This window comes from Clostridium sp. TJA020 (assembly GCF_058310295.1).
Genome location: NZ_JBZEFC010000003.1, coordinates 308,045 through 331,273 on the forward strand (window position 1 = coordinate 308,045; position 23,229 = coordinate 331,273).

The 23,229-nt window shown below is 27.0% G+C and carries 24 protein-coding genes, 1 tRNA gene and 1 riboswitch; of the genes, 6 read left to right on the plus strand and 19 right to left on the minus strand.

Annotated features, from left to right (window positions below; all coding sequences use genetic code 11):
• Position 1: 1 nt before the first annotated feature.
• Together AC4FQ1_RS07415 and AC4FQ1_RS07420 are read right to left on the minus strand one after the other, a co-directional pair.
• Positions 2-77, minus strand: a tRNA-Trp gene (locus AC4FQ1_RS07415).
• A 48-nt stretch (positions 78-125) separates the two neighbouring features.
• Complete coding sequence (locus AC4FQ1_RS07420; RefSeq protein WP_491169364.1) at positions 126-1,007, minus strand: metal ABC transporter substrate-binding protein; 882 nt, start codon at positions 1,005-1,007, stop codon at positions 126-128.
• A 179-nt stretch (positions 1,008-1,186) separates the two neighbouring features.
• Between AC4FQ1_RS07420 and tsaE the strand changes: the two genes are divergently transcribed.
• Genes tsaE through rimI form a run of 3 tightly spaced genes read left to right on the plus strand, consistent with a single transcriptional unit; the run spans position 1,187 to position 2,791 of the window.
• Positions 1,187-1,651, plus strand: coding sequence for a tRNA (adenosine(37)-N6)-threonylcarbamoyltransferase complex ATPase subunit type 1 TsaE (tsaE, locus tag AC4FQ1_RS07425; RefSeq protein WP_491169365.1), 465 nt, complete (start codon positions 1,187-1,189; stop codon positions 1,649-1,651).
• Positions 1,645-2,364, plus strand: a complete 720-nt coding sequence (tsaB, locus tag AC4FQ1_RS07430) for a tRNA (adenosine(37)-N6)-threonylcarbamoyltransferase complex dimerization subunit type 1 TsaB (RefSeq protein WP_491169366.1) — start codon at positions 1,645-1,647, stop codon at positions 2,362-2,364. The genes tsaE and tsaB overlap by 7 nt, the downstream gene beginning before the upstream one ends.
• A complete protein-coding gene (gene rimI, locus AC4FQ1_RS07435) occupies positions 2,345-2,791 on the plus strand; it encodes a ribosomal protein S18-alanine N-acetyltransferase (RefSeq protein ID WP_491169367.1) in 447 nt (148 codons plus the stop codon). The genes tsaB and rimI overlap by 20 nt, the downstream gene beginning before the upstream one ends.
• Before the next feature lie 67 nt (positions 2,792-2,858).
• Here rimI and AC4FQ1_RS07440 read toward each other — a convergent pair whose 3' ends face one another.
• The 11 genes from AC4FQ1_RS07440 to AC4FQ1_RS07490 all read right to left on the minus strand — a co-directional run bounded on the left by AC4FQ1_RS07440 (position 2,859) and on the right by AC4FQ1_RS07490 (position 13,744).
• Positions 2,859-3,440 carry an ECF transporter S component gene (locus AC4FQ1_RS07440; protein ID WP_491169368.1) on the minus strand — a complete coding sequence of 194 codons (582 nt, stop codon included), beginning with the start codon at positions 3,438-3,440 and terminating at the stop codon, positions 2,859-2,861.
• A gap of 125 nt (positions 3,441-3,565) precedes the next feature.
• Positions 3,566-3,684: riboswitch (FMN riboswitch) on the minus strand.
• 70 nt (positions 3,685-3,754) lie between these two features.
• A complete protein-coding gene (locus AC4FQ1_RS07445; RefSeq protein WP_491169369.1) occupies positions 3,755-5,065 on the minus strand; it encodes a class II D-tagatose-bisphosphate aldolase, non-catalytic subunit in 1,311 nt (436 codons plus the stop codon).
• A 20-nt stretch (positions 5,066-5,085) separates the two neighbouring features.
• Positions 5,086-5,943: a tagatose bisphosphate family class II aldolase gene (locus tag AC4FQ1_RS07450; RefSeq protein WP_491169370.1), complete on the minus strand. Its 858-nt coding sequence runs from the start codon at positions 5,941-5,943 to the stop codon at positions 5,086-5,088.
• A gap of 48 nt (positions 5,944-5,991) precedes the next feature.
• Positions 5,992-6,426, minus strand: coding sequence for a PTS galactosamine/N-acetylgalactosamine transporter subunit IIA (gene agaF, locus AC4FQ1_RS07455; protein ID WP_491169371.1), 435 nt, complete (start codon positions 6,424-6,426; stop codon positions 5,992-5,994).
• A 23-nt stretch (positions 6,427-6,449) separates the two neighbouring features.
• Positions 6,450-7,613 (minus strand): SIS domain-containing protein, encoded by a 1,164-nt coding sequence (locus AC4FQ1_RS07460; RefSeq protein ID WP_491169372.1) that lies wholly within the window; start codon positions 7,611-7,613, stop codon positions 6,450-6,452.
• 69 nt (positions 7,614-7,682) lie between these two features.
• Positions 7,683-8,411, minus strand: a complete 729-nt coding sequence (locus tag AC4FQ1_RS07465) for a GntR family transcriptional regulator (RefSeq protein WP_491169373.1) — start codon at positions 8,409-8,411, stop codon at positions 7,683-7,685.
• A 164-nt stretch (positions 8,412-8,575) separates the two neighbouring features.
• On the minus strand, positions 8,576-9,427 hold the full coding sequence (locus AC4FQ1_RS07470) for a PTS system mannose/fructose/sorbose family transporter subunit IID (protein ID WP_303129686.1): 852 nt from the start codon (positions 9,425-9,427) through the stop codon (positions 8,576-8,578).
• Positions 9,417-10,184, minus strand: coding sequence for a PTS N-acetylgalactosamine transporter subunit IIC (gene agaW, locus AC4FQ1_RS07475; protein WP_491169374.1), 768 nt, complete (start codon positions 10,182-10,184; stop codon positions 9,417-9,419). The genes AC4FQ1_RS07470 and agaW overlap by 11 nt, the downstream gene beginning before the upstream one ends.
• 65 nt (positions 10,185-10,249) lie before the next feature.
• Positions 10,250-10,726 carry a PTS galactosamine transporter subunit IIB gene (gene agaB / locus AC4FQ1_RS07480; protein ID WP_303129690.1) on the minus strand — a complete coding sequence of 159 codons (477 nt, stop codon included), beginning with the start codon at positions 10,724-10,726 and terminating at the stop codon, positions 10,250-10,252.
• Between the two features lie 126 nt (positions 10,727-10,852).
• Positions 10,853-11,407, minus strand: a complete 555-nt coding sequence (locus AC4FQ1_RS07485; protein WP_491169375.1) for a hypothetical protein — start codon at positions 11,405-11,407, stop codon at positions 10,853-10,855.
• Positions 11,408-11,584: 177 nt separating this feature from the next.
• On the minus strand, positions 11,585-13,744 hold the full coding sequence (locus AC4FQ1_RS07490; protein ID WP_303129694.1) for a Tex family protein: 2,160 nt from the start codon (positions 13,742-13,744) through the stop codon (positions 11,585-11,587).
• Positions 13,745-13,896: 152 nt separating this feature from the next.
• On the opposite strand from AC4FQ1_RS07490, the gene AC4FQ1_RS07495 reads away from it, so the two are divergent.
• The 3 genes from AC4FQ1_RS07495 (at position 13,897) to AC4FQ1_RS07505 (ending at position 16,355) form a co-directional block, all read left to right on the plus strand.
• Positions 13,897-14,229, plus strand: coding sequence for a hypothetical protein (locus AC4FQ1_RS07495; protein ID WP_303129697.1), 333 nt, complete (start codon positions 13,897-13,899; stop codon positions 14,227-14,229).
• Between the two features lie 80 nt (positions 14,230-14,309).
• Positions 14,310-15,668 carry a M28 family metallopeptidase gene (locus AC4FQ1_RS07500; RefSeq protein WP_491169376.1) on the plus strand — a complete coding sequence of 453 codons (1,359 nt, stop codon included), beginning with the start codon at positions 14,310-14,312 and terminating at the stop codon, positions 15,666-15,668.
• Between the two features lie 96 nt (positions 15,669-15,764).
• Complete coding sequence (locus AC4FQ1_RS07505; protein WP_303129701.1) at positions 15,765-16,355, plus strand: metal-dependent hydrolase; 591 nt, start codon at positions 15,765-15,767, stop codon at positions 16,353-16,355.
• A 54-nt stretch (positions 16,356-16,409) separates the two neighbouring features.
• Here the strand turns inward: AC4FQ1_RS07505 and AC4FQ1_RS07510 are convergent, their stop codons facing one another.
• From AC4FQ1_RS07510 to AC4FQ1_RS07535, 6 genes are all read right to left on the minus strand, one after another.
• Entirely contained in the window at positions 16,410-16,673 is a 264-nt protein-coding gene (locus AC4FQ1_RS07510) for a hypothetical protein (RefSeq protein ID WP_491148031.1), read from the minus strand.
• 96 nt (positions 16,674-16,769) lie between these two features.
• Positions 16,770-17,874, minus strand: a protein-coding gene (prfB, locus tag AC4FQ1_RS07515; RefSeq protein WP_303129709.1) for a peptide chain release factor 2 whose coding sequence is annotated in 2 segments (ribosomal slippage) — positions 16,770-17,807 and positions 17,809-17,874 — 1,104 coding nt in all. Because the reading frame shifts where the segments join, the coding sequence is not laid out codon by codon here.
• A gap of 70 nt (positions 17,875-17,944) precedes the next feature.
• Positions 17,945-20,470: a preprotein translocase subunit SecA gene (gene secA, locus AC4FQ1_RS07520; protein ID WP_303129711.1), complete on the minus strand. Its 2,526-nt coding sequence runs from the start codon at positions 20,468-20,470 to the stop codon at positions 17,945-17,947.
• 198 nt (positions 20,471-20,668) lie between these two features.
• Complete coding sequence (gene hpf / locus AC4FQ1_RS07525; RefSeq protein ID WP_303129713.1) at positions 20,669-21,196, minus strand: ribosome hibernation-promoting factor, HPF/YfiA family; 528 nt, start codon at positions 21,194-21,196, stop codon at positions 20,669-20,671.
• Between the two features lie 441 nt (positions 21,197-21,637).
• On the minus strand, positions 21,638-22,273 hold the full coding sequence (locus AC4FQ1_RS07530) for a ComF family protein (protein ID WP_491169377.1): 636 nt from the start codon (positions 22,271-22,273) through the stop codon (positions 21,638-21,640).
• On the minus strand, positions 22,246-23,226 hold the full coding sequence (locus tag AC4FQ1_RS07535; protein ID WP_491148038.1) for a hypothetical protein: 981 nt from the start codon (positions 23,224-23,226) through the stop codon (positions 22,246-22,248). The genes AC4FQ1_RS07530 and AC4FQ1_RS07535 overlap by 28 nt, the downstream gene beginning before the upstream one ends.
• Positions 23,227-23,229 lie beyond the last annotated feature (3 nt).

Sequence of the window (23,229 nt, forward strand, 5' to 3'; positions counted from 1 at the left end):
ATGGCAGGGGCAGTAGGACTCGAACCCACAACCAATGGTTTTGGAGACCACTACTCTACCAATTGAGCCATACCCCTTTAGGACAATAATGATTATAATATATATTTATCAAAAAAGCAATAATATTATTTATTTTTTATTAAAGATTGCATTTTTTCAATATTGCCTTTAATAATATCTATAAATTCTTTATTATCATCAAAAACTTCTAACTTTATATTCTTAATATTATTATTAGACTTAACTTCTTTATCAGCTGAGTTTTGTACAAAAACTACATCCTCTGATTTTAAATTATTATTCTTAATATAATCATCTAAGGATTTTTCTTTAGGAAGAGTTTCAAAATTTAATCCTATACCTCTAAAGAAATATTCTAAGCTATTATCTTGTAATATAAATTTGAACTTTTTATAATCAGAAATATTTTTTTCAAAACCTTTTTGAATTTCATCTAATTTCTTAACTAAACTATTATAATTCTGTTCATAAAAATTTCTATTTGCAGGATCCTTTTCTTGTAATGCTGATTTTGCGTTATAAATCATTATTTTATATTCAGGAATTCCTAAAAAATAATATGGATTAGTTACAGTTTTCTTATTTAATTCAATTGAAATTTCTCTTATCCCTCTTGATAAATTTATTACTCCAAGTTTACTTTTATCAAGTTCTGAAATCATATTGTTTATTTCTAAGCCACTATATGTAACTGCTGAATAAAAGAATAAATCCATATTTGAAATATTATCTACTATACTTTTATCATACTTATAATTCTTTATATCATTAAAATTATTAAACATATATTGTACATTATGTTTATCACCACATAATTTTTTAATCATTTCATATTGTGGTTTATTTATTGTCATTATATTTAAATATACATCTCTATTATTCTTATCATTTTCAGAAGTATCTGCCATAAGTGGTTTAGATACTACACCAATGCCTAAAAAAAACGCTGCTGTTATAATTAGCATTGCAGCTGTTAACTTTTTCATGATTTCACCTCTTCAAAACCATAATCTATAGTTATTTTTTGTAAATACTTATATTAATATATTCTACACTTTTTATTTTAGTTATGCAATTACAATTATATTACTTTTACTTTTCTTTTTTTTAAAATTTGGATAGAATATAAGGATAAGTTAATAATTATAGAAAGGAGCTTTTTAATATGGATTTTGAAGTTAATAGTATTGCGGAAACTACAAATATCGGTAGACAATTAGGTAAAATTTTAAACCCTGGTGATATTGTTTGTTTAACTGGTGATTTAGGAACAGGTAAAACTCATATAACAAAAGGCATTGCTGAAGGACTTTCAATAACTGAAAATATAACAAGCCCTACATTTACAATTGTTAATGAATACGAATCTGGAAGATTAAAATTATACCATTTTGATGTGTATAGAGTAAGTGATCCTGATGAGATTTATGCAATTGGATTTGATGATTACATATTTGGTGAAGGTGTTTCTATTATAGAATGGGCAAATTATATAGAAGAAATTTTACCTAAAGATTATCTTCATATATATATACAAAAAGATTTATCAAAAGGAGAAAATTATAGAAAAATTTCTATTACTCCATATGGTGAAAAATATAATTACGTAAAGGAGCTGACTTTATGTTAGTTTTAAGTGTTGACTCTTCTTCAAAATGTGCTACTGTAGCACTTCTTAATGAAGATATGGTTATTGCTGAATATACATTAAATAATAAAAGAGAACATTCTGTTCTTCTTATGGGAATGATAGACAAGGTATTAAAAGATTCTAATCTTTCTATAAATGATGTTGACGGTTTTGTTGTATCAAAGGGACCTGGTTCTTTTACTGGTCTTCGTATAGGAATGGCTACAATAAAAGGGCTTAGCTTTGGAAGTAATAAACCTTATGTAAGTGTATCAACATTAGAAGGTTTAGCTTCATCTCTTACATACTTTGATGGAATAATATGTCCTATTATGGATGCAGTAAGAGAAAATGTTTTTACTGCAATATATAAATGTAAAAATGGTACTATTGAAACATTGATAGATTGTACATCTATGGATTTACCTGAACTAAAAGAAGAACTTAATAAGTTAAATGAAAAAGTACTTCTAACTGGTGACGGTGCAATAAAACATAAAGAATATTTATCTCAAAATATAAAAAATTCTTACTTTGCTCCTATTCACCTAAATACAGTAAGAGCTTCTCAAATAGGTGAAGTTGGTTTAAAACTATTAAAAAAAGAAATAAAAGATGATGAAAATTCATCACCACTTTACTTAAAAAAACCTCAAGCAGTTAGAGAATTAGAAAAAAGGCTACAAATGACAAATGGCGAATCTAATTCTTAAAGAAATGGACTTCTCCGATTTAGAAGGAGTATATGAGGTTAGCTCTCTAAGTCTTAAGGAAACATGGAGTTTAAATTCAATAGAAAAAGAACTAAATAATAAATTGGCAACATATATTGTATGCTTAGAAGATTCTAAGGTTTTAGGCTTTGCAGGCTCATGGCTTATAGCATCTGAAGGACAAATTACTAATGTAGCTGTTCACCCTAATTCTAGGGGCAAAGGAATAGGAAAATATTTAATGGAAAAACTAATCTTTGTTTTAAAAAATAAAGGATGTACCGATATTACATTAGAAGTTAGAAAATCAAATATTATTGCTCAAAATCTTTACAAATCCTTAGGTTTTAAAGAAGAAGGTATAAGAAAAAATTTTTACGAAGATAACAAAGAAGATGCAATAATAATGTGGCTTTATAATATATAAAATTTAAAGCAAAACAAAAGGAGTTATTTTTAAATAACTCCTTTATTTTAATTAAAATACAATTTTGTTATGCTATTTTTTCTTTACGTTTTTCTCCAAAGTTTGGATCACATTTAAATACTGATACTGACACCTTTTTATATAATGCATAAGTTACAACAGATACTATTACTCCTTTTATAGCATTAAAAGGTAACAATCCTACTGTTACATATTGCATTAGTTGTGTTGAATCCATATGCATTCCGTAAGCTGGTAATAAAAAATATACATTAGCAATTATTCCAACTAACTCCATTAATATTATACTAACTACCATACCTAATATTGCAGTCTTTTTTGACTTATTTCTAGAATAAATAAATGCAGCTGGTAAAACAAATGATACTCCTATAATAAAGTTTGCAACTTCGCCAACTCCACCAGTTCCACTTCCTGCTAATAGAAAGTGCATGAAAACTTTTATTAATTCTATAATTACACCTGCAATTGGTCCAAAAGCAAATGCTCCCATAATTGCTGGAACATCACTTAAATCCATTTTAAGCCATGGAAAAATTGGTATTAAAGGTATTTCAATATACATTAATATGAAAGCCATACCTGCTAACAATGAAATTTTTACGGTTTTGTTTAAATTTGATGTCATTTTATAATTCCTCCCCCAAATTATCTTCTTTTGGTGGGTAACTATTAATAACTAATTTTTTAAATAAAAAACCCTGATATTTAATTATATCAGGGCGTTAAGTTTCAAACCTAAAGTTATTAATATTTTACCTTCTTTCATCCAGACTATACTGTCGGCTTCGGAATCTAACCGAATCATGCTAAACCATTAGCTCGCGGGCTTTACCGCCGGTGGGGAATTACGCCCCGCCCTGAAGATATTTATTTAATTTACAATTTAATCCTATCACCTTAACTTATCATTGTCAATAAAATAACATTATATTTTTTGTATTATTTTATCGCAAAAATATAATCATCTATATATTCACCAATTCTATCCTTTAATAACTCTTTCGCCGAAATATTTAACTTGCCTTCTCTAATTTTTTTAAATTGACTATGCATAAATTGACTTACTAAAGTTATTGGAATTTCAACTTTTTCTAAATTATCCATCATCTTTTCCAATGCAAAATTTACATCTTCTCTTGGCATATAATATCTACATCTATCTGATAAACTATATCTTCTATCAAATTTTATTTTTTCACTTGTACCTGAGTAATGTTTAATCCAATCCTTTGGATCTTTAACCATATTAAAATCTAATACATCCATAAACCTTGATAATTCTAAATCTGGATTATATTTTAATAATTCATTTTCCATTGCATTTAATGCAAAGGCACCTTCTCTAAAGCCAAATGTTAAAGCTGGTCCAACTTTTAAAATTATATATCCATCCTCAACCATTTCTCTCAAAGCTTTAGGCGTTTGATAATCAGTTGAGTGAGCTTCAAATACTAAATTATCATATTTCTTTATAGCATCACTTAATTCTTTTGCTGAATCTCTATTATATTCCCAAACATTATCACTACTAAATTCAACTCCTGGTTGCACAACTACTCCTACAACATAATCAAAAGCTTCTCGTAATCCTCTATTGTAAAAAGCTTCTTTAAATGTATTTACAGTTGTTTCAAAATCTTCTTTTCTTGTAACCTTTATTCCTTCTTCTTCATCATTCTCTACTTGCGCTCCTCCAGGTATTGGAACTTCACTACCAATTATATAAACTGGATGAATTGCATTTTTATTTATATTTAACAATTCTTTATATGCATTTTCACATACCTCACAAAGAATAGCTGCTCTTTTAGCTATTATCTCATCTCCAAATTTTCCTGATTCAATATCGCCTTTAAGCGGCATACTTGTATCTAAATGAATTTTTGTAAATCCTGCAAGAACATATTCTCTAACTAATACTTTTGCATTTTCCATAGCTATTTTAGAATCTAAGTTTGTCCATGTTAAAGGTCCTAAATGATCTCCACCAAGGATTATTCTTTCCTTTGGAAAATTATTTTTATAAGCTAAGTTATAAATATAATCTATATATTCTTTTGGTTTCATTCCAGTATATCCACCAAATTGATCTACTTGATTTGCTGTTGATTCAATTAAAAGATTAATATTAGTATCTCTTAATCTTTCCATCGCAGCCTCAATTACATATTGATTTGAACAACAAACAGAAAATATTCCTACTGTTTCTCCCCTCTTATATTTATTAACTATTTCTTTAATAGGATGCATTTATATTATTCACCTCTTTTTTAAGCTTTATTATTACTTCCACATATAATTATCTTGTGTTTAACTATATCTCTCATTGCTTCTTTACCAGGTGTCATATATTTTCTTGGATCATTAGCTTCTGGATGATTCACAAAATATTTCTTTACAGCATCTGAAAAAGGTATTTTTAAATCTGTAGCTACATTAACTTTACATATTCCACACCTTATAGCTTCTTTAACTAATTCATCAGGCACATCTGATGCACCATGTAAAACTAAAGGAATAGAAACTTTTTCTCTTATTTCTTTTAATCTTTCAAAATCAAGCTTTGCTTTTCCTTTATATAGTCCATGAGCAGTACCAATTGCAACTGCTAATGAATCTATACCAGTTTTATCAACAAAATCTTTAGCTTGGTCAGGATTTGTATACATTGTATCTTTTTCATCAACAACCAAATCATCTTCCTGCCCACCAAGTCTTCCAAGCTCTGCCTCAACTGTAGCATCAAATTTATGAGCATATTCAACAACTTCTTTAACTATTTTTATATTATTTTCATACTTTTCATAAGATGCATCAATCATTGCTGACTTAAAACCTTTGTCTATATAATCTTTTATATCACTTATATCCTCAAAATGATCTAAATGTATAGCTATAGGAATTTTATATTTCTTTGCAGCAACCTCAGCCATTGAAACAATATAATCAGCGCCAGCATATTTAATAGTTGATGGTGTTCCAGCTAATATAACTGGTGACTTTAGTTCTGCTGCAGTTTCAACAACAACTTGTAAAGTTTCTAAGTTGTGTATATTAAATGCTGGTACCGCATATCCCTCTCTTTGAGCTTTTTTAAGCATTTCTCTAGTTGATAATATTTTCCCCATTCTCTTTACCCTCTTTCTTAAACTCTTATAACTGTACCTAAGTTCATATTAAATTCCATCTACAAAATCTACTTCTTCATTATTTTCTTTCTTTAATTCAAAAGCCTTTATTGAATTATTTCCTGAATTAATAGCAAAATCTATTAACTCATTAACATTCATTCCATCTCTACATAATGAAACTTCAAGAAGCATTCCAAGATTTGTCCCTGCTAATACTCTCATATTTTTATTTTGTAATTTTTGACTTAATATAACTGAAATTTTAAAAGGAGATCCACCTGCTAAATCTGAAAGAACTAAAATTTCATCAGTGTTTAATTCTGAAATTGCACATTTTAATTTTTTTTCTAAAGCTTCTGTACTATCCCCTTCAATAAAATCTACACATCTTAAATTTTCTTGCTCTCCTGCAATAAGCTTTAATGAACTTAATATACCTGTTGCAAAATTTCCATGACCTGTTAATATTATTCCTACCATTTAAAATCCCCCCTACTTATAGACTATTTCTTATATTCATGTATTATTACACCCTTGACTACTCTATTTACTGTTCCATCAGGTCTTGGATTATCTGGAGATATTCCTAACTTAAGTGAACTAAATAATCCAAACATTTGTCCAAAAAGCATGTAATTAAATACTGTATATATTTCTGGAATATCCTTCCCATCTATTTCTATATATTTATCACATAATGAATTAAGTTCATTGTTTTTGTTATAGCTAATTACAGCTAATTTATGCCCTCCATTGTCTCCATGTATTTCTTTTATTAAATCCAAATCATAAAGATTTGTATAACTATTTATTGAATTCATAAAAATAACTAATGTATTATCATCTATAATAGACTTTGGACCATGCCTAAATCCTAAAACTGATTCACAAACAGTAACTATCTTTCCACTAGTTAACTCTAAATTTTTAAGAGCCATTTCTTGACATAATCCCTTTAATGCTCCTGAACCTAAATAAACAACTCTATTACATCCTAAATCTACAAGCTCTTTAACATCTTTAAATTTATTTTCTAATATTTTTTCTCCTTGCTTTACAACTATATCAACATATTTTTTATTTTCCTTTAAATTATCTATATCAAAAGCTAATAATGTTGCAAGCACCATACAACTAAAAGAACTTGTCATTGCAAAACTTTGATCATTTGACCTTTCTGGCATTAATAAACATAGTGTGTTTTCATATTCTTCTGATTTCTTAGCTAATTCACCATTTTTATTACATGTAATAACCATTTGTGCTATATCTTTAACATTATTTTGAAATAATTCATAAGCACCAATACTTTCTGGACTATTTCCTGATCTTGCAAATGATACTAATATTGTTTTTGTGTCTTCTTCTATAAATTCATATGGGTTTGATACCAAATCAGTTGTTGCAATTGCTTCAACTCTTAAATTTAACTTTTTAGCTAAATATAAATAAATAGTATCTCCTACATAATCTGATGTACCTGCACCAGTTAAAATTATTCTAGTTTTTTCAGTTAAGTTTTTATTTAAAAAATTTTTGATATTTTCTTTATTATTTTCTATGATTTCATAAGTTTGTTTCCAAAGCTCAGGTTGTTGCCTTATCTCTTTAGCAGTAAATATACCATTAACCTCTCCCCAAAATTCCTCTGTTAATTCAAAAATCATTTTATTACCCTCCTTAACTGATAATGTTGTCATTACCACTTGTTTTAAAAATTTTTATTTTTATTTAATTTAATTATTGTTTAACTGAACTCTATATTTAAATTTATCTCCTCTTACTATACTTACTGTATATTCTATTAATCTTTTACTTTCATAAGTATATCTTTCGATCTTTAAACTAGGCGCTCCTTCATGTATTTCTAAATAAATACTTTCTAGCTTATTAGTTAATATAGGCTCAAAATATTCTTCTGCAAATGTTAAGTTTGCATTATACTCTTCTTTAAGTACATCATACATGGCTTTGCCTTCTAATTTCTCTTTAGATAATTCATAAAATCTTTCAAATGGTAAATATGTAACTTCATACATCATAGGTACATTATCAGCTTTCCTAACTCTTACTAATTTATAAAGTAACTCTTCAGCTTTAATATTGAATTTATTTGAAATCTTTTCTCCAGCTTCTACTATCTCAAAATTAATTATTTGAGAAGATGGCTCTTTGCCAATTTTTTTCATTTCATCTGTAAAAGAATAAAATGATACTAAATCTTGATTAACCCTTTTTGGCGCTACAAACGTACCTTTTCCATGTAACTTATATATATAACCATCTCTTTCCAATTCATCTAAAGCTTGTCTTACCGTAGTTCTACTTACATCATATATATCACATATTTCTCTTTCTGATAATAATCTATCATTTTCTTTTAAACCTTTATTAATTTTATCTATCAGTATATCCATAAGCTGTAAGTATAGAGGTATCTTAGAACTTTTATCTATTACTTTCACTATTAATTACCACCTTGTTTATAATTATAATTTAATTATAATCAATTACAAACTAATTTTTCAATATAAACTTTAAATTTTCAAACTGGTAACTACCTATTTATATTTTTCAATAAAATAGGGGGACTTAATTAAGTAATCCCCCAAAGTTTAATATTTTTAATTTATAATATACCAATTGCCTTTCCTAAAATACCAATTACTACAGTAGCTCCTATTAACATAATAGGTGACATACCTTTCTTAAGAAGCTTATACATTAAAAATGTATAAAGTAAAGGTAAAAGATTTGGCATTACAGCATCTAAAACTCCTTCTTGAATCTTTACTTCAGCTTGACCAACTGTTGCAACAAATGTAGTCTTTAAGTTAACCATTGATGCTATAAGTCCACCAACAACTGTTAATCCAACAATTGAAGCTGCATGTGAAATCTTTTTAGTTTGCTCTTTTAAATTTGAAATAGCTTTAACACCTGTGTTGTAACCATACTTCATTAAGAAAAATCTTAGGAAGAAATGTAATGCATTAAATAATAATAAAAATACTATAGGTCCTGCAATATTTCCTTGACTTGCAAGTGATGCTCCTACACCAACGCAAATTGGAAGTGCTGTAAGCCAAAATAAAGCATCTCCAATTCCGCCTAAAGGTCCCATTGTAGCAACCTTTATAGCTCTTATTGTATTTCTATCTTCTTTATTTTCTTCCATGGCAATTACAAGTCCCATTATAAATGTAACTAAGAATGGATGTGTATTAAAAAATTCCATATGATCTTTCATTGAATCTGAAAGGTCTTTTTTGTTTGTATGAATTTTCTTAAGACCTGGTAATAATCCATATAACCATCCACAAGCCTGCATTCTTTCATAATTAAAAGATGCTTGAAGGAATAAAGATCTCCATACCATTTTATTTAAATCTTTATTAGTTATTACCTTATCAGTTCTAGCATCTTTATATCCTAAGCTAACTGATTCAGATGCTTGTTTATATTCTACTTTAGATGCCATCTTCATACTCCTCCTTTACAACAACTTTTTCAGGTTCATTAGATTTTGCATAATAATCATATAAAGCTATGCATAATCCAACTAAAGCAAGGGCTAATATTGGAATATTGAAGTAAGTTACTAATAAAAATCCACCAATTAAGAAAGCAACATATTCTTTCTTAAGCATAATTTTAAGTAACATAGCAAATCCTATAGCTGGCATCATTCCACCTGCTACTGATAATCCTTCAATTATAACAGTAGGAATTTTATTAACTATTGCAGCAGCTTGTTCTGCTCCAAAGAATATTGGTAAAAATCCACATATGAAATATGATATAAATAAAACTACCATTCCCATATAGTTAATTTTATCAATTCCTTTGGTATTTGCTTCTTCCGCATATTTATCAGCTTTATGCATTACTGGTGAGAAAATAGTAAATAATAATGTAATTCCAGCTTGTGCAGCTACAGCAAATGGAATAGCAACTCCAATTGCTGCTTGAGGATCAAGTTTTCCTAGAATGGCAATACTTGTACCTATAATACCTCCGATAACAACATTTGGTGGTTGTGCACCAGCTAGTGGTACCATTCCCATAAATACAACTTCTAAAGAAGCTCCTACAATAAGTCCAGTAGTCATATCTCCAAGTATAAGTCCTACAATTGGTCCTGTTACTATTGGCCTGTGTATATGTGTTAATCCATCGAACATATCGATACCAGCTATACCAGCCCAGATAGCAATTAACAATGCTTCTACTAACATTTAAAAGTTCCCCCTTTATTAAATTTTAAAATATATTAAATAATTAAAATGAAAGCAACTTAGAATTAAACGTACTTTTCTATGTCAACTTCAACTCTTTCGTCAGGAACTCTTCTAATTTCAACTTTAATACCTAAGTCAATAATTTTTCTTATTGTCTTTTTATCATCTTCATCTAGTGATACTGTTGATGATATTTGTTCTTTTCCTTCACTAAAATGCATATTTCCTATATTTAATTCTTTTATTGGTACCCCACCTTCTATGAGTCTTAATGCATCTTGTGGTGTTCTACAAACTAAAAATATTTTTTGTCTATCTGAAGCTTTATGAATTATATTTATTGTTTTATCTATTGTAAAAAATCTTGTTTGTATTGCGTCTGGTAAAACCATTTCCATTAAGCTTTGTTGAACAGGATCTGCTGCAACTTTATCATTTGCAACTAATATTAAATTAGCACCTAAATGATTTACCCAAGTTACTCCAACTTGTCCATGTATAAGACGATTATCCACTCTTGTTAATAAAATATTTGGCATTTTAACTCCTCCCAACTCCAAGTGGTAAGTACCACTTTATTTAAAACATAATTTTTTATAAGCTTTTATATAATTTCTTCTCTCTGTTATTAATATTTATATTTTTTTATTTTTATTACATATTTTTTATTCTTTTATTGATGTTCTAAAAAATATCTTATAGCTGACTAAATTTATAAAAGATATTAAGATTAAGAATAATAAAGAGACTTCTACTGATATGATTTTCATTACTATAAGATAAAACAGTAGACTTAAAAGATACATTATTACTAAAGTACATATATTAAAGTTTTTTCTTGAGTTATTTATTATTTCTAACATTTTTTCTTCACTTAACTCTTGTTCTTTATATTTTTTTGCAAAAATAGATGGTACTACTTCTCCTATTATTTTTTTACTTATTAAATCACAAATAAATATTATAAATACTCCTATTATTGAAATTAAAAATATATCATAGGTTTTTATATTTAAATTTAATATTGTTTCTATTAACTTAAAGGCTAAAAATAATGTCCCACCAACCAAAGAGATTATAGGTAATGCAACTATAATCATTACAGATGATAATTTTGCATTTAACTTTATACTTTTATCCTTATTCATATTAATAGTAAACATAAACATTGATATAAAAGTGAGAACCATCACTATTAAAATTGATAATATATATTTCATATTTTCCTCCTTTCTAATAATATTATACCATCCATTTTTTACCATGAACAAGAAAACGTTCTCTAAAAATTCCGATTAATTTCATAAAAAAATGCCTATCTAATTAATTAAGATAGACATTTTTTTACATGTATTATATAGTCTTCAAACTTTATATAATAAAAATATTATTTTTTACTATTCAACCTCTTTCATAGAAAGTGCTATTCTTTTTCTTTTTTCATCAACATCTAATACTTTAACTTTTATTACGTCTCCAACCTTAACTATATCAAGTGGATGTTTAACAAATTTATTAGCCATTTGACTTTTATGAACTAGCCCATCTTGATGTACTCCAATATCTACAAAAGCTCCAAAGTCTGAAACATTTCTAACTGTTCCCATAAGTATCATACCAGACTTTAGATCTTTTAATTCTATAACTCCTGTTTTTAATATTGGTTTTGGCATATCTTCTCTTGGATCTCTACCAGGTTTTTGTAATTCTTTAATTATATCCTTAAGAGTAAGTTCTCCAACTTTAATTTCTTTTGATAGATTATTTAATCCTTTTTTGTTAACTCTTTCTTCTATGTCAGTTAGCTTTTTATTTTTTAAATCATCTATAGTATATCCTAAAATTTCTATAAGCTTTTTAGCTGCATCATATGATTCAGGATGAACTGAAGTATTATCTAATGGATTTTTACTTTCCATAACTCTTAAAAAACCTGCACATTGTTCAAATGCTTTTTGACCTAATCTCTTAACTTTAAGCAATTCTTTTCTTGATTTAAATAAACCAACTTCGTCTCTATAAGCTACTATATTATCAGCAATACTTGAATTTATTCCTGATATATGTGTTAAAAGGCTTGGTGTTGCTGTATTTAAATCTACTCCAACCTTATTTACTGAATCTTCTACTACACCATTTAAAGATTCCTCTAATCTTTTTTGAGTTACATCATGTTGATATTGTCCTACTCCAATTGCCTTTGGATCTATTTTTACAAGTTCAGCAAGTGGGTCTTGAAGTCTTCTTCCTATTGATATAGCTCCTCTAACTGTAACATCTAAGTCTGGATATTCTTTACTTGCAAGTTTTGATGCTGAATAAACTGATGCTCCTGCCTCTGAAACAATAACATAAGCTACTTCTTTTCCTGTTTCATCTTTTATTTCTTTTATCATCTCACTTATAACTTCTTCTGATTCTCTTGAAGCTGTTCCATTACCAAGTGATATAACATCAACACTATATTTTTTAATAAGATTTTTTAATGTATTTTTTGTTCCTTCAACATCATTTTTGGGTGCAGTTGGATATACTGCTGTATTTTCTAAAAATTTACCTGTACTATCTAAAACTGCTATTTTACATCCAGTTCTAAATCCTGGGTCGTATCCCATAACTACTTTTCCTTTTATAGGAGCTTGAAGTAATAATGCTTTTAAATTCTCTTTAAATACATTTATAGCACCTTCTTCACCTTTATCTGTAAGTTCACTTCTTATTTCTCTCTCTATTGAAGGATATATAAGTCTCTTTAGTGAATCTTTTATTGCTTCACTTAATAATATATCAGTTTCCTTATTTCCTTTTAATAAATTTGATTCTAAGTAGCTTATTATTTTATCTTCATTTGAAACTATCTTTACAGAAAGAATTTTTTCCTTTTCTCCTCTATTTATAGCAAGTATTCTATGTGAAGGTATTTTCTTAACTTCTTCACTATAATCATAATACATTTCATATGGAGTTTGTTCTTCACTTCCACCTTTAGTTTCAATTAAACCTTCATTAAATACAAATGTTCTAATCCACTTTCTATATTTTGCTTCATCTGATATTATTTCTGCAACTATATCAAGCGCACCTTTAATTGCGTCTTCCTTACTATTTACATCCTTTTCTTCATTTATAAACTTCTCTGCCTCATCTTCTATATTGCCCTTAAATTCTCCACTTAAAATAAGTTCACCTAAAGGCTTTAAACCTTTTTCTAATGCAATTATAGCTCTAGTTCTCTTTTTAGGCTTAAATGGTCTATATATATCTTCTACTTCTGTTAAAGTATCTGCTTTTTTTAAGTTATTCTCTATTTCTTCAGTAAGATTTCCTTGCTCTTCAATTAATTTTCTTACAGTTTCTTTTCTTTCTTGTAAATTTCTCAAATAAACTAATCTTTCTTCTAAGTTTCTTAAAACTTCATCAGAAAGACCGCCTGTCATTTCTTTTCTATATCTAGCTATGAAAGGAACTGTATTCCCTCCATCTAATAACTCAATAACATTATTAATTATATTTAATTTAAGACCTAATTCTTTTGATAATCTATCATTAATATTCATTTTATACCTCCACACTTAAATTTCCTTATCTTTCTATTATACCCTATAATAAAATTTTGTTTTATAATATTTACTTAATATTACATATTGTAATTATGTTAAGTTCTAGTATAATTTTAATTGTAAATATTTTCCAGATTAGAGGTGTTTTTATGAATTCTCAAATTCAAAAAGTTATTTCTTTGCTATTAATAATTTTTATAACATTATTAACCTTTGATTACTTTAAAATAATAGAGTTTTCTAGTATTTTAAGAGAATCTCTTTCTTTTTTAACCTTATCTTTAATATTAATATCATCAGTTTCTGTTATAACAGGTAAAAAAGCTGGTATGCATAAATTTATAAATTATGTTATTCTCACAACCACTCTTTTTGGTGGATTGCTTTTAATTTATCAATCTAAAGTTAATTTCTTAATATGCATATGTTTGTTATTTACTATAGTTTATGCAATCGTTGATATGCTATATAAAAAGGCTTAACTTAAACTTAATATTGTTTTTATCATAATAATTGCAGAAGGTTAATAAACTTTATTAAAACAATTTTTTAGGAGAATTTAATGAAGTCAAAAACTTATAAAATATTAACTGCTATTTCTGCAATTATTTTTATTTCATTTTTAATTTTAAGATGCTCTATTGATACATTTGATTCAAAAGATGTGAAAAATAATATTGAATTTCTTTCATCAGAGAAATTTGCAGGAAGACTTTGCGGAACAAAGGAAAATGATAATGTTTCAAACTACATATCTGAAACTTTTAAATCTTTAGGTTTAAAACCTTTAGATTCTGATTATAAAGAAAGTTTTCAAGTAGTAACCCCAATTAAAAATAATACAAGTGCTAAATTACAAATAACTAATTCAGAAAAAGTTATTAAAGACTTTAAATATGGAGAAGACTTTAAAGAAGATATGCTTAATTTTAAAATTTCAGATGTAACATTATCTTCTGATGATAGTATAAATATATCTCCATCTTCAATATCCTTTAGAAAAGGTAAAGATATTTTTTTATTTTATGTTAGCAAAGAAAATAATTTTAATTTTAGAAGTTCTTTTGTATATGAATCACCAATATCATTTGCAATTGCTATATCAAAAGAAACCTATGATTATATTATAAAAAGCTTAAAAAAAGATTTGAAAATTTCAGTAACATTGCCTTATAAATTAGTCAATACAGAAACATTTAATGTAGTTGGAAAAATAGAAGGTAGAAATAATGATAATCCGCCATTAATTCTAACTGCTCACTTTGACCATATGGGTATTGATTGCTTGAATAACTTATATTGTGGAGCATTAGATAATGCATCTGGAACATCATTTTTATTAGAACTAGCTTCTTACTTATCATCTCTTCCAAAACCAAATAGAGATATTATATTTGTAGCCTTAAATGGAGAAGAATTTGGACTTTTGGGTTCTCAAAAATTCTCATCAAAATATAAAGATATTTTAAAAGATGCAAAAGTTATTAATTTTGATATGATAGGAGCAAAAAATTATCCTATTACATTTATTAGAGGTAGTAAATCTATAGATATGCCTTCACCTTTACTTAAAGATTTTGAAAATATATGTTTAACAAAAAATCAAGACTATAATATAAAATACGAAGATTCAAGCGATCATGCAAGTTTTATAAATAATAATTTTGATGCTTTAACTATATGTCATTCAGATGTTAGTAAAATCCACACTCCATCTGATAAAGTTGAAAATATATCTACAGATTCTGTTGATAATGTTTTCAAGGTTGTTGATAATTATTTAGTTAATGAACTTTATCCGAAAAGTAAATTATTTATTTTTAATCCTACATTACATGCAATTTCCTTTGTTTGCTTTTTAGTATTAATAAGTTATCCAATTTTAAAAAAAATTGAAAATCATAAAAATTCTCATTCATAATTTCAATATTTATAAATAAGATTTGTAATACTTGGCATATAACTATATAATGTGTATACTATGATTAAATAATTATTTTAAAAGGTGCTATAAGATATGACTAGAGAAACACATTCATCAGGAGGATTCTTTATTGCTCTTATTACATTAAACACTTTTATTACAAAATATTTAATAAATTATAATTTAGGTTATGCATTATTATCTATATTAATATTTTTCTATACTTCTCATGTTGGTTCACTTTTCCCTGATATAGATATGAAAAGTTCTTTTATTAGTAAAAGACACCCTTTTATATCAAGATTATTTGGAAGAAGATTTAGACATAGAGGTTTTACTCATAGCCTAGTATGTGTTTTTATTATATTTTTTGCATTTCAAGTTTTTATAAAAACGAGCAATAATAACATTATAGTTTTAAGTATGTGCTATGGCTTTTTATTAGGATATATATCTCACCTTTTTCTTGATTTATTAACAAAGGAAGGAATAGAACTTTTTTATCCTATTAAGGCTAATATAAGTATTTTCTTTATAAAAACTAATTCTAATGGAGAGAAATATTTTAATAGAACTCTAAAATTTTTGACAGCATTAACTTTAATATATAGCTTTTATGTTATAAGTAAAAATGTTTTTAACATTGATATTTTAGATTTATTAAAAATTAAACCTATAATTTAAAATTATAAAAGGTGAAATTAAAATTATAAACTTTAATTTCACCTTAAATTTTTATTATATACTTTTTATATATTCTACTTTACAAATACAGTCCTTTAAATCTTCAAGTCTAAGATCTTCAACATAAAGTTTTATTTTATATTTCTCACCTTTATAACTTATATTTACAATATTCTCATCGCCAATTTCTTCTTTTTCACTTATCTTATTCTCTTTAATAAATTCCTTAAATGATAATTCACTAAAAAAAGCTTCCCAAAATTCTTTTAAAGTAATTTCTTTATTAAGATAAATTTTCTCTAATTGTTCTTTATACATTTTTATACCTTCTTCTATAGTTAATTTAAATTTTTACTTCTTAATTATACTATATTTTATATTCTTTAATTAATATATTAATCCCTGCTTTATTTATTAATTTAGTTCACTTGAAAGATACGCATTTATAAATGAATCAATTTCACCATCCATGACAGCTTGAACATTTGATGTTTCTTCTCCAGTTCTATGGTCTTTAACCATATTATATGGATGGAATACATATGATCTTATTTGACTTCCCCATCCCATATCTTTAAGTTCTCCTGTTAAATCTTCTATTTTTTCTTTATGTGCTCTATCTTTTAATTCAATAAGCTTTGACTTTAACATATTCATAGCAGTATCTTTGTTAGCGAATTGACTTCTTTCATTTTGACACTGAACTACTATACCAGTTGGTATATGAGTTATTCTAATTGCTGATTCAGTTTTATTAACATGCTGTCCACCAGCTCCACTTGCTCTAAATGTATCAATTTTTAAATCATCAGGTCTTATATCTATGTCTTGATCTTTTGTAAGCTCAGGTAAAACTTCAACTGATGCAAAAGAAGTTTGTCTTTTACCATTAGCATTGTAAGGTGATATTCTAACTAATCTATGAATTCCCTTTTCTGCTTTTAAATACCCATATGCAAAATCACCTTTTACTTTTAATGTAACACTTTTTATTCCTGCTTCATCACCTTGTATTAAATCTAAAGTTTCAACAGTAAATCCTTTTTTCTCACACCATCTTGTATACATTCTTAGTAGCATTTCTGTCCAATCATTAGCATCAGTACCACCTACACCAACATGAAGTGTTAATATCACATCATTTTTATCATATTCACCTGAAAGCATTATTTCTATTCTATATTCTTCAACTAATTTATCTAATTCCTTTATTTCTGAAATTATTTCATTTATTGATTCATCATCATCTTCTTCCATAATTTCATTTAAAACTTCTATATCTTCTATTTTTCTTTCTAATAAATTAAATCTTTCTAATCTTGATTTTAAGAATTTACTTTCTTTTGTTACTTCTTCAGCTTGTTTTATATCATCCCAAAATCCTACCTCTTGCATTTTAAGATTTAATTCTTCAATTTGTTTTTCTAAAGCTTCCTTGTCAAAGTGAAGCCCTCATTTCATCTATTTTTGACTTTAAACTTGGCATTTTTCCTAATGCTTTTTCAAGCTCTATTCTCATACAAAATCACCTCTATCTTTAATCTTAAAGAGCATCGTTATGTTAAATAACGATGCCCAATATTTAAGCCCTATACTTCTCTGCCACAACAATTTTTAAATTTCTTTCCACTTCCGCATGGACAAGGTTCATTTCTTCCAACTGTTACTTCTTTTCTTACTGGTGCTTTCTTTTTAGGACTTTCTCCATCTCCACCACCAACATGAACTGCTTGTGTTTCCTTAGCAACTCTTTCTCTTTCTTCTGGTGCTTTTTCCATTTGAACGTGGAATAAATATTTAACTGTATCTACTTTTATAGCTTCAATCATTTCATCAAACATAGCACTACCTTCTACTTGATAGGCTTGAACTGGGTCTTGTTGCTTGAATGCTCTAAGTCCAATTCCTTGCTTTAAGTGATCCATATTATCTATATGATCCATCCATTTTATATCAACATTTTTAAGAAGTACAACTCTCTCTATCTCTCTAAGCTTTTCTTCTCCAAACTCAGCTTCTTTACCTTTATATATTTCTAATGCAATATTAATAAGTTTTTCTTTTATTTCATCATTTGAAAGATTTAATAAATCATCAATAGTTACTCTATTTGCAGGAAGACATATGTCATCTAGATAAAGAATTAAATTTTTAAATTCTTTTTCATAGTTATCCTCTACTCCTGTAATATGCGCATCAACTGCATCACTTATTACTTCTTTTATCATTTCTTCAATTTGTTCTTTTAAGTTTTCTCCTTCAAGAACTTGACTTCTTTGCTTGTATATAACTTCCCTTTGCATATTCATAACATCATCATAGCCTAAAAGATTCTTTCTTATATCAAAGTTATGTCCTTCAACTTTCTTTTGAGCACTTTCTATTGATCTTGTTATTATTTTACTTTCAATTGCATCATCTTCTTCTAAGCCAAGCTTATCAACCATAGCATGAGTTTTCTCTGACATGAATATTCTCATTAAATCATCTTCTAATGAAACAAAGAATGTTGATTCCCCTATATCTCCCTGTCTACCTGAACGTCCTCTAAGCTGATTATCTATTCTTCTTGATTCATGTCTTTCAGTACCAATTATCTTAAGTCCACCAACTTCTAATGCACCTTCACCTAACTTAATATCTGTACCTCTACCAGCCATATTTGTTGCTATAGTTACTGATCCAACTTCTCCAGCATCAGCTATAATTTCTGCTTCTTGTTCATGATATTTAGCATTTAAAACTTTATGCTTAATTCCCTTTTTCTTTAAAAGAGATGATATTATTTCTGATTTTTCTATACTTGATGTACCAACAAGCACTGGTTGACCTTTTTCATGAGCCTTTTCAATTTCTTCAACTATAGCATTATATTTTCCTCTAGCTGTTTTATATACTATATCATCATTATCAACTCTTTGAACCGGCCTGTGTGTTGGAACTACTATAACATCTAATCCATAAATTTCTCTAAATTCATTTTCCTCTGTTAAAGCAGTACCTGTCATACCTGATAATTTATTATACATTCTGAAATAATTTTGGAATGTTATTGTTGCTAAAGTTTTTGACTCTCTTGCTATTTTAACTCCTTCTTTTGCTTCAATAGCTTGGTGAAGACCATCTGAATATCTTCTACCTTCCATAAGTCTTCCTGTAAATTCATCAACAATTATAACTTCTCCATCCTTAACCATATAATCCTTATCACGTTTCATTACATAGTTGGCCTTTAATGCTTGAGTTACATAATGTTGTAATTGCATATTTTCAGCATCTGCATAGTTTTCAACTTTAAATGCTTTTTCTGCTTTTTCTATACCTTCTTCTGTAAGCATAGCAGCATTTGCTTTTTCATCTATAGTATAATCTTTTTCTTCAACTAAAGTTTTTACAAAATAATCTGCAACTTTATAAAACTCTGTTGACTTTTCTCCAGCACCTGAAATTATAAGTGGTGTTCTAGCCTCATCTATAAGAATTGAATCAACCTCATCTACAATTACAAAGTTAAGTCCTCTTTGAACTCTTTCTTCTTTATAAACAACCATGTTATCTCTTAAATAATCAAATCCAAATTCATTATTAGTTCCATATGTTATATCTGCATTATATGCATCTCTTCTTTGATTATTATTTAAATCATGGACTATAACTCCTGTTGTTAATCCTAAAAATTCATAAACTTGACCCATCCACTCTCTATCTCTGGCTGCTAAGTAATCATTAACTGTAATTACATGAACACCATCTCCTGATATTGCATTTAAATATGCAGGAAGTGTAGCAACTAATGTTTTACCTTCACCAGTTTTCATCTCTGCAATTCTACCTTGATGAAGGACTATACCTCCAATTAATTGCTCTCTGTAATGCTTCATATTTAACACTCTCCATGAAGCTTCTCTAACTACAGCAAATGCTTCTGGAAGTAAATCATCTAGTGATTCACCATTTTTATATCTTTCCTTGAATTCTTCTGTTTTTCCTCTAAGTTCTTCATCGCTTAATGCTCCCATCGCTGAATCTAAACTTTCTATCTTATCAACTAATGGTTTTATTCTCTTTACTTCTCTTTCACTATATGAGCCAAATAAGGCTTTAAATATTCCCATATATTCATCCTTTCAAACACTATAAATAATTATTAGTATTTTTCTATTTACATATTAGTATACATTTATAAATTATACCATTTTTACTTAATGTATTTCAACTTTCTAACAATTATTGATATTTTAAAATTAAAAAGCTCTATAAAGAAGTATAACCTTCTTTATAGAGTCCATATTTAGCTTATTAAATTTTGTATTTTACTTATAATCTGGTTCTAATAATCCATAATCTCCATCTTTTCTCTTATATAATACGCTTATTTCATTAGTTTCAGCATCTTTATAAACGAAGAAATTATGTCCTATAAGCTCCATTTGCAAAATAGCTTCTTCAACATCCATTGGCTTAACAGCAAATTTCTTTGTTTTTACAACTTTACCTTGATGTTCATCTTCTTGAGCATCTGCTGCAAGCTCTGAGAATTTTAATGAATTATTATGCTTTCTTGCAAGTTTAGTTCTTTGCTTTCTTATTTGTCTTTCTAACTTCTCTTCTACCTTATCTATTGATTTATACATATCTTCTGTCATTTCTTCAGCCCTAAGTAATATTCCGTTGAAAGGAATAGCTACTTCTATTCTATGTCTGTTCTTTTGAACTGATAATGTAGCCTTAGCATTTACATCACTTTCAAAATACTTATCAAGCTTTGAAACCTTCTTTTCTACCATATCTTTTAAAGCAGGAGTCAATTCAATGTTTTTTGTTACAACTGTTACTTTCATACGTCCAGCTCCTCTCAATACATTTAAGTTCAATTAGAAGACTTAAAATATTTATTTATTTTATATATTTATTTTACTACTTTTCTTATGTAAAGACAAGTTAGTTTTCTGAATTTACTGAAAATTATTTTTATTTATATTTTATCATAATTACCAAATTTTAAATAAAAAAATAATCCATATTAAAATGATACAAATTATCACTTTAATATGGATTATTTTTTAGTAAAGTTAGCTGACCTGGTTTTTGCCCCCACACTCGCCTACTGGAGATTTCGCTACCCGGAATTAACCTCTCACTACTAACCCTCTCAAGTTAAAACTTGGTAGGACTTACTTCTATACCGCACCATGCTCACTAGAACTTTGTCTAGCTTATGTGGATCGTTTTGCCTGCGACTGGCATCGACTTTCAACCACAGACCTAACTTTACATTATTATTATATACGACTTTTAGCAATAGTCAATATTTTTATTTCACTAGCTCCACTTTCTTTTAAAACCTTCATTCCCTCTTGTATAGTTGCTCCAGTTGTAATTACATCATCTATTAAAACAAATTTCTTTCCTTCTACATACTTTTTATCTTTTACTTTAAAGGAATTTTTTATATTTTCTTTTCTCTCATTTTTACTCAATTCTTTTTGAATTTTTGTATCTTTACACTTTATTATTGTTTCTTTGTGTTCTAAATCTAATCTTTTAGATAATTTCTTAGCTATATATTCACATTGATTAAATCCTCTTTTTTTCATAGATTCTTTTCCAATAGGTATATAAGTTAATATATAATCTTTATCTATGTTTTTTATTTTAGACTCTAACATATCAACTAATATATCTCCCGCTAAAAAATCTTTCTTGAACTTAAACAAGTGTATTAAATCTTTAAGAGCTCCTTTATAGTATCCATAATACTCATCTTCTGTGCAACAATGTATTGTCTTTACACATTCATTACATATTCCATCTGCTTCTATTTCATTACATACAATACATTTATAAGGACTTTCAAATATTATATCTAGTATACTTTCTTTTAAATAATCTAATAACTTAAATATTCTTCTTCCCATAATTTTTTGTTAAACTCCCTAGTTATTTTTCTAGACATTTCAATTTCTTCACTTTCTTCTCTACAAACTAATATAACTTCTGAGAATTTATCTTTCTTTAAAGAAACCTTGCCACACATAAATAATATTTTTTTGTAATCTATATTTTTATCATCAGCACAAATAACTATTATTGCATTTATATTTGATGAATCTAATATTTCTTCAATATTGTTTGTTATTAGAAATGTTGACTTATCTCTTAAATTTAATACATTACTTTTTAATTTTTTATCGGAACCTTTTAATATTCTGGCTCCTTTTAAGGTTACCTTTTTTGTATAATATTCATAAACCATATCTAATTCTTCCTTGTATGGAACATATATGGCAACATTTTTATTATTATTTTTAAACCAAAGTATATATTCATATAAAATATATGGTATATCATATCTTAAATCTATTCTTGTTGATATAACTCTAGGTTCTCTTAATATTTCTTCATCATTTATATACATAAAATCGGAATTATTATAATTTATACTAGAATATAATATTATTTTTTTTGAATGTTTTTTTAACCTTTCATATAAAGTATCAAAATTATTTTTTGTTATATTTAAATAATTACTTATATCATCTATTATTATAAGATCATATTTTTTGTTTAGATTATATAAAAATTTCAAATTCATAAATACTAAATTTTTATTTTCTAAATCATCTCTTGTAAATGTATAATAATGTTCTTTTTTATTTATATATGATAATAAGTCCTTATCTACTCTATCTCCTCCAAATAAATATAATACTTTATTTTTTTTTAATATAGCTTCTCTTATTACATCATATAAAACTTTATTTCCATGTAGTGGCTTATTTATTAAGGTTAATAATTCATTATCATTATTTAAAAAACTTATTATATTTTTTTTATTGAAACTAATCTCTCCCTTAGCTACCTTAGCCACATT

Coding starts and splice junctions, on each gene's coding strand:
- AC4FQ1_RS07420 (WP_491169364.1), bottom strand. CDS start 1,007: ATGAAAAAGTTAACAGCTGCAATGCTAATTATAACAGCAGCGTTTTTT.
- tsaE (WP_491169365.1), top strand. CDS start 1,187: ATGGATTTTGAAGTTAATAGTATTGCGGAAACTACAAATATCGGTAGA.
- tsaB (WP_491169366.1), top strand. CDS start 1,645: ATGTTAGTTTTAAGTGTTGACTCTTCTTCAAAATGTGCTACTGTAGCA.
- rimI (WP_491169367.1), top strand. CDS start 2,345: ATGGCGAATCTAATTCTTAAAGAAATGGACTTCTCCGATTTAGAAGGA.
- AC4FQ1_RS07440 (WP_491169368.1), bottom strand. CDS start 3,440: ATGACATCAAATTTAAACAAAACCGTAAAAATTTCATTGTTAGCAGGT.
- AC4FQ1_RS07445 (WP_491169369.1), bottom strand. CDS start 5,065: ATGCATCCTATTAAAGAAATAGTTAATAAATATAAGAGGGGAGAAACA.
- AC4FQ1_RS07450 (WP_491169370.1), bottom strand. CDS start 5,943: ATGGGGAAAATATTATCAACTAGAGAAATGCTTAAAAAAGCTCAAAGA.
- agaF (WP_491169371.1), bottom strand. CDS start 6,426: ATGGTAGGAATAATATTAACAGGTCATGGAAATTTTGCAACAGGTATA.
- AC4FQ1_RS07460 (WP_491169372.1), bottom strand. CDS start 7,613: ATGATTTTTGAATTAACAGAGGAATTTTGGGGAGAGGTTAATGGTATA.
- AC4FQ1_RS07470 (WP_303129686.1), bottom strand. CDS start 9,427: ATGGCATCTAAAGTAGAATATAAACAAGCATCTGAATCAGTTAGCTTA.
- agaW (WP_491169374.1), bottom strand. CDS start 10,184: ATGTTAGTAGAAGCATTGTTAATTGCTATCTGGGCTGGTATAGCTGGT.
- agaB (WP_303129690.1), bottom strand. CDS start 10,726: ATGCCAAATATTTTATTAACAAGAGTGGATAATCGTCTTATACATGGA.
- AC4FQ1_RS07485 (WP_491169375.1), bottom strand. CDS start 11,407: ATGAAATATATATTATCAATTTTAATAGTGATGGTTCTCACTTTTATA.
- AC4FQ1_RS07490 (WP_303129694.1), bottom strand. CDS start 13,744: ATGAATATTAATGATAGATTATCAAAAGAATTAGGTCTTAAATTAAAT.
- AC4FQ1_RS07495 (WP_303129697.1), top strand. CDS start 13,897: ATGAATTCTCAAATTCAAAAAGTTATTTCTTTGCTATTAATAATTTTT.
- AC4FQ1_RS07500 (WP_491169376.1), top strand. CDS start 14,310: ATGAAGTCAAAAACTTATAAAATATTAACTGCTATTTCTGCAATTATT.
- AC4FQ1_RS07505 (WP_303129701.1), top strand. CDS start 15,765: ATGACTAGAGAAACACATTCATCAGGAGGATTCTTTATTGCTCTTATT.
- AC4FQ1_RS07510 (WP_491148031.1), bottom strand. CDS start 16,673: ATGTATAAAGAACAATTAGAGAAAATTTATCTTAATAAAGAAATTACT.
- secA (WP_303129711.1), bottom strand. CDS start 20,470: ATGGGAATATTTAAAGCCTTATTTGGCTCATATAGTGAAAGAGAAGTA.
- hpf (WP_303129713.1), bottom strand. CDS start 21,196: ATGAAAGTAACAGTTGTAACAAAAAACATTGAATTGACTCCTGCTTTA.
- AC4FQ1_RS07530 (WP_491169377.1), bottom strand. CDS start 22,273: ATGGGAAGAAGAATATTTAAGTTATTAGATTATTTAAAAGAAAGTATA.